Below are 16,261 nucleotides of genomic sequence, written 5' to 3'. Positions count from 1 at the left end.
AATGAAGCCAGCCCATCAATCGGACCCTAAACACCGGATGGCGGCTGGATTCGCCTTCTTCCGGGCGCTACACACCGGCCGCTCATCCCTCAGGAGAAATCCATGCGCCCCTCAGGCCGCGCCCCCGACCAGCTTCGCCCGGTTTCCCTGGAACCTGGTTTTTCCCGTCACGCCGAAGGGTCATGCCTGGTCAAGTTCGGCGACACCCATGTGCTCTGCACCGCCTCGGTCGACGAGAAGGTGCCGCCGTGGATGCGCAACAGCGGCAAGGGCTGGGTGACAGCCGAATACGGCATGCTGCCGCGCTCGACCCATACGCGCACGGACCGTGAGGCCGCGCGCGGCAAGCAATCGGGCCGCACGCAGGAGATCCAGCGCCTGATCGGACGCTCGCTGCGCGCTGTCGTCAATCTGCAGGCCATGGGCGAGCGCCAGATCAACATCGACTGCGACGTGCTGCAGGCCGACGGCGGCACGCGCACCGCCAGCATCACCGGCGCCTGGGTGGCGCTGCACTTCGCCTTCCAGCGTCTCATCAAGGACGGCAAGCTGGCCGCCAATCCGCTGAGCGGCGAGGTGGCGGCGGTCTCGTGCGGCCTGTGGGAGGGTACGGCCGTGCTCGACCTCGACTATCCGGAGGATTCGAAGGCCGAAGCGGACGCCAACTTCGTGCTGACCGGCAAGGGCGGCATCGTCGAGATCCAGGGCACGGCCGAGCAGGATCCGTTCTCGGAAGATCAGTTCCTCGAGCTTCTGAAGCTCGCCAAGAAGGGCATCGGCGAACTGAGCAAGCTGCAGCGCGCCGCGGTCGGGCTCGACTGATGGCCCGCCGCTTCGTCCTGCCGAAGCTCGTTGTGGCGACCCACAATCGCGGCAAGGCGGGCGAGATCCGCACCATGCTGGCACCGTTCGGCGTCGAGATCGTCTCGGCGGCCGATCTCGGCCTGCCGGCCCCCGATGAGACCGGCACGACTTTCGAGGAGAACGCCACGCTGAAGGCGCTGGCGGCGACGCGCGGCAGCGGCCTGCCGGCCCTAGCCGACGATTCCGGCCTCAGCGTGCACGCGCTCGACCATGCGCCCGGTCTCTACACGGCCGACTGGGAAGGGCCGACACGCGACGCCATGGTCGGCATGCGCCGCATCCAGGACGAGCTGGCCGCCCGTAACGTGCCGAAGACCGACGCCGCGCGCGGCGCCACCTTCCATTGCGTGCTGGCGCTGGCCTGGCCCGACGAGCATGTCGAGCTGTTCCACGGCACGCTCGACGGCGCGATCGTCTGGCCGCCGCGCGGCAGCGGCGGCCACGGCTACGACCCCTGCTTCCAGCCCGCCGGCGACACGCGCACGACGGCGGAGATGTCCGACGCCGAGAAGAACGCCATCAGCCATCGCGGCCGCGCCTTCCGGATGATGGTCGAGGCCTGCTTCGGATGAGCCCGGCGCCTCTGGGCGTCTATGTCCACTGGCCCTTCTGCAAGTCGAAGTGCCCCTACTGCGATTTCAACAGCCACGTCCGCGACGGCGTCGAGCAGGCGCGCTGGCGCGCGGCGCTGTTGCGCGAGCTCGAGCATGCCGCGCGCGAGGCGCCGGGCCGGCGGGTCGAGACCATGTTCTTCGGCGGCGGGACGCCCTCGCTGATGGAGCCCGAGACCGTCGCCGCGCTGATCGCGCGCACGCGCGAGCTCTGGGACAGCGCGCCCGAGATCGAGATCACGCTGGAAGCCAACCCGACCTCGGTCGAGGCCGGCCGCTTCGCCGCACTGGCCGAGGCCGGCGTCAACCGCGTCTCGCTGGGCGTACAGGCGCTCGACACAGCGTCTCTGAAATTCCTCGGCCGCGAACACTCGACCGACGAGGCGCTGGAAGCGCTCGCCACCGCGCGCCGCCACTTCGCACGCCACTCCTTCGATCTCATCTACACGCGGCCCGGCCAGACGCCGGAGGCTTGGGCGGAGGAGCTGGAGCGCGCGCTGGCGCTCGCCGGCGAGCATCTGTCGCTCTATCAGCTCACCATCGAGCGCGGGACGCGCTTCTTCACCGATCATGCGCGCGGAAACTTCGTGCTGCCGGATGAGGAAGCGTCCGCCGCGATGTTCGAGCAGACACAGGCGCGACTCGAACGTGCCGGCATGCCGGCCTACGAGATTTCCAACCACGCGCGACCGGGGGCTGCCTGCCGCCATAATTTGATCTATTGGCGGTATCAGGATTACGTCGGAATCGGCCCGGGCGCGCACGGCCGCTTCGCCGTCGGTAACGCCAAGCAGGCGACCCGGCGGTCGAGCGGCCCGGAAGCCTGGCTGGAAGCGGTCGAGCGGACGGGCCACGGCACGGCCGAGACGTCGACGGTCGAGGGACGGGATCTGGTGGAGGAGGCACTGATGATGGGACTGAGGCTGGCCGGCGGCATCGACCGCGCCACCTTTGCGTCCGTCGCCGGCGCCGATCCGGTCGACGCGCTCGACGCGGCGCGGCTCGAACCGCTCGTTCGGGCGGGCTTCCTGGAGATCGACGCCACGCACCTGCGCGCCACGCTGGACGGACGGCAACGCCTCAACGCGCTGCTGGAGCGGCTGATCGCATGAGGCTCATGTTCGGTCTCATCGCGCTGCTGGCCATGACGGGCATCGCGTCCGCGCAGCAGACACAGCCGGCGCCGCAGAAGCCGCCGGCGAAACCGCCCGCACAGGCCGCCAAGCCGGCGGCGCCTGCCGGCAAGCCCGGCCCCAAATCCCCGTTCACGCCACCGGCGTTCAAGATCACGATCGCCACCGAGGGAGCCTTCCCGCCCTTCAACTATCTCGACCGCAAGGGCATGCCGGCGGGCTTCGAGATGGAGCTGGCGCAGGAAGCCTGCCAGCGCATCAAGGCGGAGTGCGAGTTCATCGCGCTCAAGTGGGATCAGCTGATCCCAGGGCTGATCGACAAGAAGTTCGACATCATCATGTCGTCGATGGAAGTGACGCGTGAGCGACGCCAGCGGATGGGCCTGTCGCGCCGCTACTACCTTTCGCCCGGCGCCTTCATCGCCGCCAAGGGCGCCCCGTTCGACGGACCGCCGTCGCTGCTGCGCAACAAGCGCATCGGCATCCAGCGCGATTCCATGCACGCCGACTGGGCCGACAAGAGCTTCCGCCGCTCCGCCCAGCTCAGGCGCTACGACTCGGTGGCCCAGGCGCTGGTCGCGCTGGCCAACGATGAGGTTGACGCGGTGTTCGGCGACAAGGCGCAGCTCTGGCTGTGGAGCCAGAAGCCCGAAGGCAAGTGCTGCGAGCTGGTCGGCCAGGACATCAAGGACACGCAGACCCTGGGCGTGGGCGTCGCCGCCGGCCTGCGCAAGGAAGACGTCAAGCTGCGCGAGGCGCTGAACAAGGCGTTCGGCGAGATGATGACCGACGGCACCTACAAGAAGCTCAGCGAAAAGTATTTCCCGTTCGCGCTGAACTGAGCGGCGGACACGCTTCTGGTTTCAGCTTTCCTCCCCATTTGAAAGGGGAGGAGAGCTTTTTGATCAAGCCGCGTTGATCGCCGCGAAGGCTTCGAAGGCATCCTCCACCAGACTGACGTGATGGATCATCGCGGCGTGGGCGCCGGTGGCGTCGCCGGAGAGGATCGCGCGCACCACGGCGTCGTGCTCCTGGTTCGAGCGCAGCAGGCGGCCGTCCATCCGGAACTGGGCGCGGCGGAAGGGGCCGACCCGGCGGCGCAGGCTCATCGCATATTCCGCCAGCGGCGCATTGTGGGCGCCGGCGTAGATCGCCGAATGGAAGGCAACGTTGGCGTCGGAATAGGCTTCGGTCTCGCCGGCCGCGGCCAGCGCTACCATCGATTCGTGGCGTGCCTGCAAACGCCGCCGCTCGATCGGTGTCATGCTCATCGCGGCGAGGCGGGCGCAGGTTGCCTCCATCTCGGCCATCGCGACGAACAGGCTCTCGATCTCCTCGGGTGTGGCCTTGGAAACGATGGCGCCCTTGCGCGGCCGCATGTCGATCAGGCCGCTCATTGCGAGCTGTCGGAGCGCCTCCCGAACCGGCGTGCGGGACACGCCATGCTGTTCGGCGAGTCCCACCTCGTCGAGCCGTTCGCCGGGCGGCAGCGTGCCGTTCAGGATTCCGTCGGCGATGGCGGTGGCGAGCTTGTCGGCCAGGGTCGGGTTGGGGTCGGTGCGCATGCCCATTTGCATACAAGATGGATGCCAAAGCGGATTGTGCACTCAGTCATGCCCAAAAAGAATGCATGGCGATGAAATTGCATACAATTGAGGTGGGCAAAGTGCCTCTTCTTTCCGGATTTGCCTGCTTTTGGCGCCTCCGAGGCATGGCACACCACTTGCTGTTTCCCCTACGGGCCGCGACGCCCGAGCGAGCAAGGGGGACGTTCGATGATCGACAAGTTCAATATCGGCCGGCGGGCGCTTCTCGGCGGCGCCGCGGGCGCGGCGGCCTTCGGGCTGGCAGGCGGCGCCATGGCGCAGAAGCCGCTGGTCGTGGGCTTCATCTATGTCGGCCCGCGCGACGACTACGGCTACAACCAGGCCCACGCCGAGGGCGCGGCCGTCCTGAAGAAGATGGCCGGCGTGAAGGTCGTCGAGGAAGAGAAGGTGCCCGAGACGGTCGCCGTCGAGAAATCGATGGAGAGCATGATCAACCTCGACGGCGCCACGCTCCTGTTCCCGACTTCGTTCGGCTACTTCGACCCGCACATGCTGCGCATGGCGGCGAAGTATCCGAAGATCCAGTTCCGTCACTGCGGCGGCCTGTGGAACCAGGCCAAGAACCCGATGAACACCGGCAGCTACTTCGGCTACATCGACGAGGCGCAGTATCTCGCCGGCATCGTCGCCGGCATGACCACCAAGAGCGGCAAGCTTGGCTTCGTCGCCGCCAAGCCGATCCCCCAGGTGCTGCGCAACATCAACGCCTTCACCATGGGCGCGCGGTCGGTGAACCCGAAGGCCACCACCCAGGTGATCTTCACCGGCGACTGGTCGCTGCCCGTCAAGGAAGCCGAGGCGACCAACTCGATGATCGCGCAGGGCGTCGACGTCGTGACCTGCCATGTCGACAGCCCGAAGGTCGTGATCGAGACCGCCGAGCGTGCCGGCATCTACACCAGCGGCTATCACACCAACCAGGCCAAGCTCGCGCCCAAGGGCTACCTCACCGGCGCGGAGTGGAACTGGGAGAAGATATACGTCGACTTCGTCGAGACGATGAAGAAGGGCGGCGTCCCGGGCAACTTCGTGCGCGGCAGCCTCAAGGAAGGCTATGTCCGCACCTCGCCGTTCGGACCGGCCGTGTCGGATGCCGCCAAGGCCAAGGTCGACGAGGTGAAGACCGGAATCCTCAACGGCAGCTTCGCCATTTACAAGGGTCCGCTCAAGGACAACAAGGGCAACACCGTCATCGCCGGCGGCACCGCCTACACCCAGACAGAGCCGGTCCTCGAGGGCATGAACTACCTGGTCGAGGGTGTGATCGGCGCGACGTCCTGACGGACGCCGCGCACGCGTGAGACGAGCAACTCTTCTCATCCCCCGTATGACGGCAGGGCCATCGCATATGAATCAAGGATCCCTCACTTCGTTCGGGATGACACCATTTGCTGCATCGGCGCACTGCGCAAATCCCAACAATAGTGTCATCCCGAACGAAGTGAGGGATCCTTCGCTTCACGTCAGCCGCGAGTAACCATGGGCACCGCCTTCGAACGCATCGCCGTCTCGGCGCTGGCCCTGCTGGCGTCGGCGGTGATCTTCGGCCTGCTGCTGATCCTCTATGCGGGCGTCGATCCGTTCGAGGCCTATGCTCTCATGTACCAGGGTGCGTTCGGGAGCTGGTTCTCCTTCCAGAACACGCTCACGCGCGCAGCACCCTTGATCCTGACGGCGCTGTGCACGGCGCTGCCGGCGCGGCTGGGGCTGATCATCATCGGCAACGAAGGCGCGCTGGTTCTGGGCGGCGTCGCGGCCGCGGCCGCGGGTGTCGCCGTCTCGGGCTCCGGTCCGCTCGTGGCACAGCTCACCATGGCGGCGGCGGCGATGATCGCGGGCGGCGCATGGATCGCGCTGGCCGGCGGCCTGCGCCAGTACCGTGGCGTCAACGAGACGATCTCCAGCCTGCTGCTGACCTACATCGCCATCGCGCTGATGAACCACTTCGTCGAAGGCCCGCTGCGCGACCCGTCGAGCCTCAACAAGCCGTCGACCCACCCGATCGGCGACGCCAACATGCTGGGAACGATCGGCGGCTCCGACGTGCACTGGGGCCTGGCGCTCGGCATCGCGGCCTGCGTGATCTGCTACGTCGTGCAGCGCTTCACCACCTTCGGCTTCGCCATGCAGGTGATCGGCGGCAACCCGAAGACCGCGCGCATGATGGGCCTCAATGTCGGCCGCTACGTGCTGATCGCCTGTTTCGCCGGCGGCGCGGCGGCAGGCCTTGCCGGCATGGTCGAGGTGGCGGCGGTCCACGGCAAGGCCAATGCCTCGCTGGCGGTCGGCTACGGCTTCACCGGCATCCTGGTCTCCTTCCTCGCGCGTCATCATCCGCTGGCCATCATCCCGGTCGCCATCCTGCTGGGCGGCATCGGCGCCAGCGGCGGCCTGCTGCAACGCCGCCTCGACCTGCCGGACGCCGCGGTGGTCGTGCTGCAGGGCATCATCTTCGTCTGCATCCTGGCAAGCGAGACGCTGTACGGCCGCTCGTGGAACTGGCTGTGGCGCTTTCGGGCCGTGGAGGGACGCTGAGCATGGACGGCAGCGACATCGGCTTCTGGGGCGTGCCACTGGCGATGCTGGCGGGCGCGATCCGCGTCAGCACGCCCTTCATCTTCGTGAGCCTCGGCGAATGCCTGACCGAGCGCAGCGGCCGCATCAACCTCGGCCTCGAGGGCACGCTGATGATGGGCGCGATGAGCGCCTACGGCACGGCACTGTTGAGCGGCTCGCCGTGGCTCGGCGTGCTGGTCGCGGCCGGTGTCGGCCTGATGCTGGGTGCCCTGCATGCGGTGCTTTGCCAGCTGCCCAAGGTGAACGACATCGCCACCGGCATCGGCCTGATGCTGTTCGGCACCGGCCTCGCCTTCTTCCTGGGCAAGCCTTACATCCAGCCCAAGGCGCCCAACCTCGGCGCGCTGGACCTCGGCGGGTGGAGCAGCATCCCGCAGGTGCAGCAGGCGCTGCAGGTCAATCCGCTCTTCATCTTCGGCATCCTGCTCGCCTTCGCTCTGGCCTGGGCGCTGAAGAACACGCGCTGGGGCCTGATCGTCCGGCTCGCCGGCGAGAGCGTCGACGCCGCCCTCGCCATTGGCGCCTCGGTGGCCCGCGTCCGCCTGCTGGCGACGGCGGTCGGCGGCGCCTTCGCCGGCATCGGCGGTGCCTTCCTGTCGCTCTACTATCCCGGAAGCTGGAACGAAGGCCTGTCGAGCGGCCAGGGCCTGATGGCCGTGGCGCTGGTGATCTTCGCGCGCTGGGACCCGATCCGCTGCCTGTGGGCCTCGCTGCTGTTCGGTGCGGCGGGCGCGATCAGCCCCGCGCTGCAGTCGGTCGGCGTGACCCAGGGCTACTACCTTTTCAGCGCCGCGCCCTATGTCCTTACCCTCGCCCTGATGATCGCCACCTGCTCGCCCGCGCGCAGCGTCCGCGGCGCGCCGGCCGAGCTGGGCGCGGTCAAGTAGGAGCCGCCATGAGCAAGACCCACATCGAGTCCCGCCCCTACGCCTGGCCATGGAACGGCGCGCTGCGCGCCGACAACACGGCGCTGGTCATCATCGACATGCAGACCGACTTCTGCGGCGTCGGCGGCTATGTCGACAAGATGGGCTACGACCTGTCGCTGACCCGCGCGCCCATCGAGCCGATCAAGACGCTGCTGGCCGCCGCGCGCAAGGCCGGTTGGACCGTGATCCATACGCGCGAAGGGCATCGGCCCGATCTTTCCGACCTGCCGCCCAACAAGCGCTGGCGGTCGCAGCAGATCGGCGCCGGCATCGGCGATCCCGGACCCTGCGGTCGCATCCTGGTGCGCGGCGAGCCGGGCTGGGAGATCATTCCCGATCTCGCGCCGATCGCCGGCGAGCCGATCATCGACAAGCCGGGCAAGGGATCGTTCTGTGCCACCGACCTCGAACTGATGCTGCGCACGCGCGGCATCGACAATCTGGTGCTGACCGGCATCACCACCGATGTCTGCGTCCACACCACGATGCGGGAAGCCAACGACCGCGGCTTCGAGTGCCTGATCCTGGAGGACTGCACCGGCGCCACCGATCCCGGCAACCACGCCGCCGCCCTGAAGATGGTCGAGATGCAGGGTGGCGTGTTCGGCGCCGTCGCCAATTCGGCTGCAGTCCTGAAGGCAATCGCGTGACGACCGCGCCGTCCCTCGAGCTGATCGGCTTCACCAAGCGCTTCGGCGCGATGGCCGCGCTCGACGACGTTACGGTGAAGATCAAGGCCGGCGCCTTCCATGCGCTGCTGGGCGAGAACGGCGCGGGCAAGAGCACGCTCGTGAAGTGCGCGATGGGCTACTACGCCGCCGACCTGGGCCAGATCCTGCTGAACGACCACGAGGTCGAAATCGCCCATCCACGCCAGGCACACGAGCTGGGACTCGGCATGGTCTATCAGCACTTCACCCTGGTGCCGAACATGACCGTGCTGGAGAATTTCGTGCTGTCGCGCGGCGACCTGCCGGCCGTGATCGACTGGGCGGCGGAGCGGCGGGCGCTCAAGTCGTTCTTCGAGACGACGCCGTTCACCGTGCCGATCGACACGCCCGTCGCCGATCTCGCGGCCGGCCAGAAGCAGAAGGGCGAGATCCTTCGCCAGCTCTACCTCAAGCGAAACCTGCTGATCCTCGACGAACCGACCTCGGTGCTGACGCCGGACGAGGCCGACGAGGTGCTAACGACGCTGAAGAAGCTGACGAACGATGGCAAGATCACCATCGTCACCATCACGCACAAGTTCCGTGAGGTGAACACTTATTGCGATGCCGTCACGGTGCTGCGCCGCGGCCAGCTCATCGGCACCAGGCCGACCAGCGAACTCGACAACGACATGATGGCCGAGATGATGGTCGGCCGGCGCGAAACGCGCACCGTGGTCGAACGCGAGGCGCGGGCTCCGGGCAAGGCGGTGCTGAAGCTGGAAGGCCTTTCCGTCGCCGACAATGTCGGCCAGCTCGCCGTCGAAGACCTGAAGCTCGACATCCGGGCCGGCGAGATCGTCGGCATCGCCGGCGTGTCGGGCAACGGCCAGCGCGAACTGGTGGAAGCCCTGGCCGGCCAGCGCGACGCCGAGGCCGGCGAGATGCTGGTGCATGGCGAGGTCTACACCGCCACGCGCCCCGAGATGGTCCGCCACAGGATCGCCTGCCTGCCTGAGGAGCCGCTGCGCAACGCCTGCGTGGCCGACATGTCGGTGGCCGAGAACATCGCGCTGCGCTCTTTCGACCAGCCGCCTTCCTCGTCGAATGGTATCTGGCTCAAGCGCGGTCCGATGCGCGAGACCGCGCGCAAGCTGATCGAAGCCTACAAGGTGAAGACGCCGGGACCGGACGCGGCCATCCGCGGTCTGTCCGGTGGCAACGTGCAGCGCGCCGTGCTGGCGCGCGAACTGTCGAGCGAAGGCGATTTGCTGATCGTGGCCAATCCCTGCTTCGGCCTCGACTTCGCCGCCGTCGCCGAGATCCGCGCCCGTATCGTCCAGGCGCGCAATCGCGGCGCCGCCGTACTGCTGGTCAGCGAGGATCTCGACGAGATCCTGCAGCTCTCCGACCGCATCGTCGTCATGTTCGACGGCAAGCTTGCGCTCGAAACCGACGCCGCCAGCGCCGATGTCGGCGCGATCGGCCGCGCCATGGCGGGGCATTGATGACGAGTGATACCTCCTTGTGTCATCCCGAGCGCAGCGAGGGATCCTTAACTGCTTCTGCGCAAGGATCCCTCGCTACGCTCGGGATGACACCTGCTTTTGAGCTACCGGGGGTGCGCTAGTGAAAACCATTGCCGCACAGCCGTTCGACTTCACTTTCGATCCCGCGCACACGGCGCTGATCGTGATCGACATGCAGCGCGACTTCATCGAACCGGGAGGGTTCGGCGCGACCCTAGGCAACGATGTGAGCCTGTTGTCGGCGATCGTCCCGACGGTCGGGCGGCTGATCGAGGCGTTCCGCGCCGCAGGCCTGACGATCGTCCATACGCGCGAGTGCCACAGGCCCGACCTGTCGGATTGCCCGCCGGCCAAGCGGCTGCGCGGCAAGCCCTCGATGCGGATTGGCGATCCGGGCACGATGGGCCGCATCCTGATCGCGGGCGAGCCCGGCGCGGACATCGTGCCGGAACTCGGCCCGAAGCCCGGCGAGATCGTGCTCGACAAGCCCGGCAAGGGCGCCTTCTACGCGACGCCACTCGGCGAGATCCTGGCCGAGAGAAAAATCACGCATCTCGTGTTCGCTGGCGTCACCACCGAAGTCTGCGTGCAGACGACCATGCGCGAGGCCAACGACCGCGGCTTCGAGTGCCTGCTGGCCGAGGACGCGACCGAGAGCTATTTCCCGGAATTCAAGAAGGCGGCGATCGACATGATCCGCGCGCAGGGCGCGATCGTCGGATGGACCGCCACCGTGGATCAGGTGGCGGCCGCGCTGCGGTAAAGCCGCTCGCTCTTAATGCAGTGCGCGCTCGCGCGACACATAGTGGCCGCGCTTCAGTTCCTTGAAGAACTGCGGCACCTGCGGGTGCGACACCGGCTTGCCGGTATCGTCCGCCAGCAGGTTCTGCTCCGAGACATAGGCCACGTAGGTGGTCTGCGCGTTCTCGGCGAGCAGGTGGTAGAAGGGCTGGTCCCGGCGCGGCCGCACTTCCTCGGGGATCGACGACAGCCACTCCTCGGTGTTCGCAAACACCGGGTCGACGTCGAAGATCACGCCCCGAAAGGGGTAGATGCGGTGCTTCACCACCTGGCCGATGGCGAACTTGGCGCAACGCAGGGGCGGCGCGGCGAGCGCCGGGGCGGTAGCGGGATTGATGGTGTCCATAGGCAAAGTATTGCTCCGAACCGGCCGGTAGGCAACGCAGTCGGAACGCCGGATTCGACCGCCGACTGCAAGAATACGTGAAAAACAGCCGCCCGGATCGCCACGCAAGAATGCGGCCAGATCTTATTGCCTCGCGCCTCGGTTGACGGCACCCACCTCCCTGTGGACTCTGGCGCCACACTTACCGGGAAGAGTTTGTTGGTCGACGGTCTTAAAGTCCGGTTCTGGGGCGTGCGGGGATCCATCTCATGTCCCGGCGCGGAATACGCGCGCTATGGCGGCAATACCTCGTGTCTGGAGATCACCGCCGGGGGCCGGCGCATGATCTTCGACGCCGGAACGGGTATTCGCACGCTGGGCGTCGAACTCGCACGCCAGGCGCCGCTCGACATCGACATCTACTTCACCCACACGCATCTCGATCACATCTCGGGCCTCACGTTCTTTGCGCCGCTCTTCGACCAGCGCAGCTCGGTCCGCATGTGGGCCGGTCATCTGGAGGCGCCCTACACGCTGAAGAAGGTCGTCGGACACCTGATGCAGGCGCCGCTCTATCCCGTCTCGCTCGACATCTTCCAGGCACGGGTCGAATTCAGGGAGTTCCGGGCCGGCGACACGCTGTCGTGCGGCGCCGTCGCGCTGCACACGACGCCACTCAACCATCCCAACGGCGCCACCGGCTATCGCGTCGACCATCTCGGCAAGTCGATCTGCTACATCACCGACACGGAACATCGGGAAGGCACGATCGACCACGGCATCGTCGAACTGTGTCGCGGCGCCGACGTGATGATCTACGATTCGAGCTACACCGACGAGGAGTACCAGCGCTATCGCGGCTGGGGCCACTCGACCTGGCAGGAAGGTGTTCGGATTGCCGACGCAGCCGGAGTCGGCACGCTCGCCATCTTCCATCACGATCCCAGCCATGACGACGCCTTCATGGACAACGTGGCGCGCGCGGCGGCTGCCGTGCGGCCGGGTTTTGCGCCGGGCGGTCTGCCGCGCGTGCTCGTCGCCCATGAAGGCCTGACCCTAACGCCGTGAGCATGTACCGATGAGTGCCACGCCCAGCCTGCGCGGCCGCTGGAGGCGGTTTGCGTTGGGATTGCCGACCGTCCTCGGCCTGAAGCCGCGCGGCTGGTTCATTCCGCATCGCTACGCGCCGTTGCTGCCGCCGCCCGGCGCGCAGCCGCCCTATCCCGCGATCGAGCGCCTGTTCGAGGAGCACTCGGACCAGTTCGGCGCCGTGCTCGATGCCGTCGATGCGCACGCCCAGACGCTGGAAACCTGCAAGGCACTGTTCGAGCAATCGTGGTTTCCCTCTCTCGATGCCGCGGTCGCCTATGCGCTGGTCCGCGAGCGCAAGCCGCGCCACATCATCGAGGTCGGGTCCGGCCATTCGACGCGCGTCCTGTCCAGGGCCGTGGGCGGTGTCGGCGAAATCCTGGCGATCGATCCCGCGCCGCGGGCCGATATCGCCGACCTGCCCGGCGTCCGGGTGAAGTCGTCGACCCTTCAGGCGGCGCCGGCCAAGGTCTTCGACGGGCTGATGAAGGACGACGTCCTGTTCATCGATTCCAGCCACATCCTGATGCCGGGCAGCGACGTCGACATCCTGCTGAACCGAGTCCTGCCGGGCCTCCCGTCGGGCGCACTGGTCCACATCCACGACATCTTCCTGCCCTTCGACTATCCCGCGATCTGGGGCTGGCGCGCCTACAACGAGCAGCAGGGCGTTGTGCCGCTGCTGACCGGCGGGGCGTTCAAGCCACTTTTCTCCAGCGTCTGGGCGGAGCGACGCATGGCCGACCGGCTGGCTGCCTCGGTTATCGCGCGCCTGCCGCGACCGCCGGATGCGATGCCCGCCAGCCTCTGGCTGGAGAAGCGCTGATGCTTTCCCGCTTCCGCGACTGGCTGTTCGACGGCGGCGGCGGGCCGGACAACGTCCCGGAACGCGTGCGCGACGCCATCCGCGCCCAGCAGGAGCGCAGCGAGATTCTGATCGGCTGGACCCAGCTTCTGATCGTGCTGCTGGTCACGGCGCTCTATCAGGGCACGGCCATGGCCGAGGGCACGGTCCAGGACGAGTTCTCGCTCGAACTGACCGTACTGTTCACCTACGCGGCCTTCTGCGTCGTGCGCATCGTGCTGGCGCATGCCAGACGCCTGGCGCGTTGGATGCTCTACGTCTCGGTGATTGTCGACATCGCGCTGCTGATGGCGCTGATCTGGACCTTCCACTTGAAATACGCGCAGTCGGCGGCCTTCTATCTCAAGGCCCCGACGCTGTTCTACGTGTTCCTTTTCATCGCCTTGCGGGCGCTGCGCTTCGAAGCCCGCTTCGTGGTGTTCACCGGGATCGTGGCGGCGGCGGGCTGGGCCGGCCTCACCTTCTACGCCGCTTCCGGCCTCGGCGGCCCGCCGAACGTCACGCACAACTATGTCGAGTACATGACCTCGACCGCTCTGCTCGTGGGCGCCGAGGTCGACAAGATGATCGCCATCCTGCTGGCAACGGCGGTGCTGGCGCTGGCCATCTCGCGGGCGCGCCATCTGCTGGTACGCTCGGTCAGCGAGGGGGTCGCGGCCCACGACCTCTCGCGCTTCTTCGACCCCGGCGTCGCGGCGCGCATTCGCGGGGCGGAGATGTCGATCCGGGCCGGCGAAGGCGAATTGCGCGACGTCGCCATCCTGACCGTCGACCTGCGGGGCTTCACGCGACTGTCGACGGAGCTTCAGCCCGACGAGGTGATGAAGCTCCTGCAGAACTATCAGCACCGCGTCTGTCCCCTGATCGTGGCCGCCGGCGGCAGCATCGACAAGTTTCTGGGGGACGGCATCCTGGCGTCGTTCGGCGCGGTGACACCGTCGCCGACCGCTGCGGCTGACGCGCTCAGGGCCGCCGAGGCCGTGATGGAGGCCGCGACCGCCTGGGCCGCCGAGCGGCGGGCCGCCGGATTGCCGCCGCTGGACATCGGCCTCGCCGCTTCTTCGGGACGGGTGGTGTTCGGGGCCGTGGGCGACGGCGAACGCCTCGAATTCACGGTCATCGGCGATGCCGTGAACTTTGCCTCCAAGCTCGAGAAGCACAACAAGGTCGAGCGGACCCGTGCCATCACCGACGGCGCCACCTACGCGCTCGCCGAACGCCAGGGATATCGCCCCGCCGCTCCCCTTGAGCGCCGGCCCGGCCGGCAGGTCGGAGGCGTTGGCGAATCCGTCGATATTTTGGTCCTGGCCGCATGAACCCGGCTCGAAAGCGGTCAGGTCGTTGCCTTGCCCTTTCCCCATTCGCAGCCTATGTAATTTGAGACAGTCGAGCGCGTGGGATAGCGAGCCTTCGGAGCGCCATCGTGGGTAACAACTACGACATCATCCTGATCGGTTTGGTCGCGGTCTTCCTGATCCTGCGGTTGCGATCCGTCTTGGGCAAACGCACCGGCAACGAACAGCCGCCGGCACGCGATCCGTTCACGCCACCCGCGCCGCCGACCACGCCGCGCGTCGGCGATGCGTCGCAAGGCAACGACAATGTCGTGCCGTTGCCGACAGCCAATGCGCCGGCCCCGCGCCAGTCCTCGCCGACCAGCGGACCCGGCGGCATCCGGGCCACCGTGATGCCGAGCGCGACGCCCGGCGTCGCCGCCATTCGCGCGGCCGATCCCGCCTTCGAGCCGATCGGCTTCACCGGTGGCGCGCGCGCCGCCTTCACAGCCATCGTCGAGGCCTTCGCCCGCGGCGACACGGGCTCGCTGAAGCCCTTGCTCGACAGCGCCACCTATTCCAGCTTCGAAGCCGCCATTCGCGGGCGGATCGAGCGCAACGAGACGGCGGAGACGACGCTGATCGGCTTCGAGGCCTCGGACATCGCTGCGGCGGAAATGCAGGGACCGAACGCCGTCGTCACTGTCCGGTTCGTCAGCGAGCAGATCAACGTCGTGCGCAATGCCGACGGACAGATCGTCGATGGCAATCCCAACGAGGTCCAGAAGGTCGTCGACCTCTGGACGTTCCGTCGCGACACGACATCGGGTGATCCCAACTGGCAGCTTATCAAGACCGAAAGCGAAGGTTGAGGGAGGCGTTTCCGAGAATGCGAGGGAGCCTTCTCGCCGGTGGCCTGACCCTGTTGGTCGCCGGTTTCCTGTCTGCCTGCGCCTCGACACCCGGCTCCGCACCGCAACAGCGGATCGCGATGGAGCCGACGTCCTACAACGAGATCGCCGGTTGGGCAGGGGATCGCCACGCCGAGGCGCTCGCCACATTTCGCCGGTCGTGTCCCAGGCTGACGGCCGGGCCCGACGTCCGGATCGCAACCGATGGCGGCGAGAAGACCATCACGCCCGGTGAATGGGCGCGAATCTGCGAGGCCGCAGCGGCGGTGAAGCCCGGCGATGCCCGCGGCTCGCGCGCATTCTTCGAGACGAATTTCCGCCCGCTGATCGTCCAGGCGCCGGGCAAGTTCACGGGTTATTTCGAGCCGGATCTGCGCGGCAGCAAGGTTCCCTCCCGCCTCTTCACCGTCCCGGTCTATCGCAAGCCGCCGGATCTCACCGACCAGCCCTACTATACGCGCACCGAGATCGAAGCCGGCGCGCTGAAGGGCAAGGGCCTCGAGATCGCCTACGTTCAGGATCCCGTCGGTCTGTTCGAGGTTCAGGTCCAGGGCAGCGGCCGCGTGCAGCTCGCCGAGGGCGGCACCATGACTTTGGGCTTCGACGGCTCCAACAACCGGCCCTACACGGCAATCGGCGCCGTACTGGTCGAGACGGGCGTGATGAAGAAGGAGGATGCGACCTGGCCCGCCATCCGCGACTGGCTGAAGCGCAATCCGCAGCAGGCGCGCGACGTAATGCGCAAGAACGAGCGCTACATCTTCTTCCGGGATACCAAGACCTCGGCACCCATCGGGGCCGAAGGGGTGCCCCTCACCGCGCAGCGCAGCATGGCCATCGATCCGACGATCACGCCCTACGGTACGCCGGTATGGATCGACACGCGCCGTCCGGTTTACCGCAAGCCCGGCGCCACCGAATCCTATCGCCGCCTGATGATCGCCCAGGACACGGGCGCCGCCATCAAAGGTCCGGCCCGGGGCGACATCTTCTACGGCAGTGGGGCTCAGGCCGCCGAGTGGGCGGGCCGCATGAACAGCGAAGGCCGCGCCATCATCCTGGTGCCCAACAAGAACTGACCGCCGGGACCCTGCCC

At 67.3% G+C, this 16,261-nt stretch carries 17 protein-coding genes; 15 read left to right on the top strand and 2 right to left on the bottom strand.

Going from position 1 to position 16,261, the window contains the following annotated elements; translation table 11 throughout:
• Positions 1-102 precede the first annotated feature (102 nt).
• From rph to KQ910_RS06050, 4 genes are read left to right on the top strand one after another with little or no spacing between them, the layout of a single operon-like run.
• A complete protein-coding gene (rph, locus tag KQ910_RS06065) occupies positions 103-822 on the top strand; it encodes a ribonuclease PH (RefSeq protein ID WP_068200264.1) in 720 nt (239 codons plus the stop codon).
• On the top strand, positions 822-1,436 hold the full coding sequence (rdgB, locus tag KQ910_RS06060) for an RdgB/HAM1 family non-canonical purine NTP pyrophosphatase (RefSeq protein ID WP_216957570.1): 615 nt from the start codon (positions 822-824) through the stop codon (positions 1,434-1,436). The genes rph and rdgB overlap by 1 nt, the downstream gene beginning before the upstream one ends.
• A complete protein-coding gene (gene hemW, locus KQ910_RS06055; protein WP_216957569.1) occupies positions 1,433-2,587 on the top strand; it encodes a radical SAM family heme chaperone HemW in 1,155 nt (384 codons plus the stop codon). The genes rdgB and hemW overlap by 4 nt, the downstream gene beginning before the upstream one ends.
• Complete coding sequence (locus KQ910_RS06050) at positions 2,584-3,450, top strand: transporter substrate-binding domain-containing protein (RefSeq protein ID WP_216957568.1); 867 nt, start codon at positions 2,584-2,586, stop codon at positions 3,448-3,450. Before hemW ends, KQ910_RS06050 begins: the two co-directional genes overlap by 4 nt.
• A gap of 63 nt (positions 3,451-3,513) precedes the next feature.
• On the opposite strand, the gene KQ910_RS06045 is transcribed toward KQ910_RS06050, so the two are convergent.
• Entirely contained in the window at positions 3,514-4,173 is a 660-nt protein-coding gene (locus tag KQ910_RS06045; protein WP_229600339.1) for a GntR family transcriptional regulator, read from the bottom strand.
• Positions 4,174-4,383: 210 nt separating this feature from the next.
• Between KQ910_RS06045 and KQ910_RS06040 the strand changes: the two genes are divergently transcribed.
• The 6 genes from KQ910_RS06040 (at position 4,384) to KQ910_RS06015 (ending at position 10,663) form a co-directional block, all read left to right on the top strand.
• Complete coding sequence (locus tag KQ910_RS06040) at positions 4,384-5,496, top strand: BMP family ABC transporter substrate-binding protein (protein WP_216957566.1); 1,113 nt, start codon at positions 4,384-4,386, stop codon at positions 5,494-5,496.
• Between the two features lie 198 nt (positions 5,497-5,694).
• Positions 5,695-6,750, top strand: a complete 1,056-nt coding sequence (locus tag KQ910_RS06035) for an ABC transporter permease (RefSeq protein WP_216957565.1) — start codon at positions 5,695-5,697, stop codon at positions 6,748-6,750.
• A 2-nt stretch (positions 6,751-6,752) separates the two neighbouring features.
• Positions 6,753-7,679, top strand: coding sequence for an ABC transporter permease (locus KQ910_RS06030; RefSeq protein ID WP_216957564.1), 927 nt, complete (start codon positions 6,753-6,755; stop codon positions 7,677-7,679).
• 8 nt (positions 7,680-7,687) lie between these two features.
• Entirely contained in the window at positions 7,688-8,371 is a 684-nt protein-coding gene (gene biuH / locus KQ910_RS06025; protein WP_216957563.1) for a biuret amidohydrolase, read from the top strand.
• Positions 8,372-8,421: 50 nt separating this feature from the next.
• Positions 8,422-9,879, top strand: a complete 1,458-nt coding sequence (locus KQ910_RS06020) for an ABC transporter ATP-binding protein (protein ID WP_216963635.1) — start codon at positions 8,422-8,424, stop codon at positions 9,877-9,879.
• A gap of 121 nt (positions 9,880-10,000) precedes the next feature.
• Positions 10,001-10,663 (top strand): cysteine hydrolase family protein, encoded by a 663-nt coding sequence (locus KQ910_RS06015; protein ID WP_216957562.1) that lies wholly within the window; start codon positions 10,001-10,003, stop codon positions 10,661-10,663.
• A gap of 12 nt (positions 10,664-10,675) precedes the next feature.
• On the opposite strand, the gene hspQ is transcribed toward KQ910_RS06015, so the two are convergent.
• A complete protein-coding gene (gene hspQ / locus KQ910_RS06010) occupies positions 10,676-11,047 on the bottom strand; it encodes a heat shock protein HspQ (RefSeq protein WP_216957561.1) in 372 nt (123 codons plus the stop codon).
• A gap of 198 nt (positions 11,048-11,245) precedes the next feature.
• Here hspQ and KQ910_RS06005 point away from each other — a divergent pair, with 198 nt between their 5' ends.
• The 5 genes from KQ910_RS06005 to mltA all read left to right on the top strand — a co-directional run bounded on the left by KQ910_RS06005 (position 11,246) and on the right by mltA (position 16,244).
• Positions 11,246-12,094 (top strand): MBL fold metallo-hydrolase, encoded by an 849-nt coding sequence (locus KQ910_RS06005; RefSeq protein ID WP_216957560.1) that lies wholly within the window; start codon positions 11,246-11,248, stop codon positions 12,092-12,094.
• Positions 12,095-12,104: 10 nt separating this feature from the next.
• The gene (locus KQ910_RS06000; protein ID WP_216957559.1) at positions 12,105-12,941 is read left to right on the top strand and encodes a class I SAM-dependent methyltransferase; all 837 of its coding nucleotides are present in this window, start codon (positions 12,105-12,107) and stop codon (positions 12,939-12,941) included.
• Entirely contained in the window at positions 12,941-14,296 is a 1,356-nt protein-coding gene (locus KQ910_RS05995) for an adenylate/guanylate cyclase domain-containing protein (protein WP_216957558.1), read from the top strand. The genes KQ910_RS06000 and KQ910_RS05995 overlap by 1 nt, the downstream gene beginning before the upstream one ends.
• A 107-nt stretch (positions 14,297-14,403) precedes the next feature.
• Positions 14,404-15,126, top strand: coding sequence for a Tim44/TimA family putative adaptor protein (locus KQ910_RS05990; protein ID WP_216957557.1), 723 nt, complete (start codon positions 14,404-14,406; stop codon positions 15,124-15,126).
• Positions 15,127-15,143: 17 nt separating this feature from the next.
• Positions 15,144-16,244: a murein transglycosylase A gene (mltA, locus tag KQ910_RS05985; protein WP_216957556.1), complete on the top strand. Its 1,101-nt coding sequence runs from the start codon at positions 15,144-15,146 to the stop codon at positions 16,242-16,244.
• Positions 16,245-16,261 lie beyond the last annotated feature (17 nt).

Source organism: Reyranella humidisoli, assembly GCF_019039055.1.
Classification (GTDB): Bacteria; Pseudomonadota; Alphaproteobacteria; order Reyranellales; family Reyranellaceae; genus Reyranella; species Reyranella humidisoli.
Note: the sequence above shows the minus strand (reverse complement) of the source record. Positions and strands in the feature narration are given on the sequence as shown.

What these genes read in the sequence shown, in the direction of transcription:
- rph (WP_068200264.1), top strand. Translation starts at nt 103, where the DNA reads ATGCGCCCCTCAGGCCGCGCCCCCGACCAGCTTCGCCCGGTTTCCCTG.
- rdgB (WP_216957570.1), top strand. Translation starts at nt 822, where the DNA reads ATGGCCCGCCGCTTCGTCCTGCCGAAGCTCGTTGTGGCGACCCACAAT.
- hemW (WP_216957569.1), top strand. Translation starts at nt 1,433, where the DNA reads ATGAGCCCGGCGCCTCTGGGCGTCTATGTCCACTGGCCCTTCTGCAAG.
- KQ910_RS06050 (WP_216957568.1), top strand. Translation starts at nt 2,584, where the DNA reads ATGAGGCTCATGTTCGGTCTCATCGCGCTGCTGGCCATGACGGGCATC.
- KQ910_RS06045 (WP_229600339.1), bottom strand. Translation starts at nt 4,173, where the DNA reads ATGCGCACCGACCCCAACCCGACCCTGGCCGACAAGCTCGCCACCGCC.
- KQ910_RS06040 (WP_216957566.1), top strand. Translation starts at nt 4,384, where the DNA reads ATGATCGACAAGTTCAATATCGGCCGGCGGGCGCTTCTCGGCGGCGCC.
- KQ910_RS06035 (WP_216957565.1), top strand. Translation starts at nt 5,695, where the DNA reads ATGGGCACCGCCTTCGAACGCATCGCCGTCTCGGCGCTGGCCCTGCTG.
- KQ910_RS06030 (WP_216957564.1), top strand. Translation starts at nt 6,753, where the DNA reads ATGGACGGCAGCGACATCGGCTTCTGGGGCGTGCCACTGGCGATGCTG.
- biuH (WP_216957563.1), top strand. Translation starts at nt 7,688, where the DNA reads ATGAGCAAGACCCACATCGAGTCCCGCCCCTACGCCTGGCCATGGAAC.
- KQ910_RS06020 (WP_216963635.1), top strand. Translation starts at nt 8,422, where the DNA reads ATGGCCGCGCTCGACGACGTTACGGTGAAGATCAAGGCCGGCGCCTTC.
- hspQ (WP_216957561.1), bottom strand. Translation starts at nt 11,047, where the DNA reads ATGGACACCATCAATCCCGCTACCGCCCCGGCGCTCGCCGCGCCGCCC.
- KQ910_RS06000 (WP_216957559.1), top strand. Translation starts at nt 12,105, where the DNA reads ATGAGTGCCACGCCCAGCCTGCGCGGCCGCTGGAGGCGGTTTGCGTTG.
- KQ910_RS05995 (WP_216957558.1), top strand. Translation starts at nt 12,941, where the DNA reads ATGCTTTCCCGCTTCCGCGACTGGCTGTTCGACGGCGGCGGCGGGCCG.
- mltA (WP_216957556.1), top strand. Translation starts at nt 15,144, where the DNA reads ATGCGAGGGAGCCTTCTCGCCGGTGGCCTGACCCTGTTGGTCGCCGGT.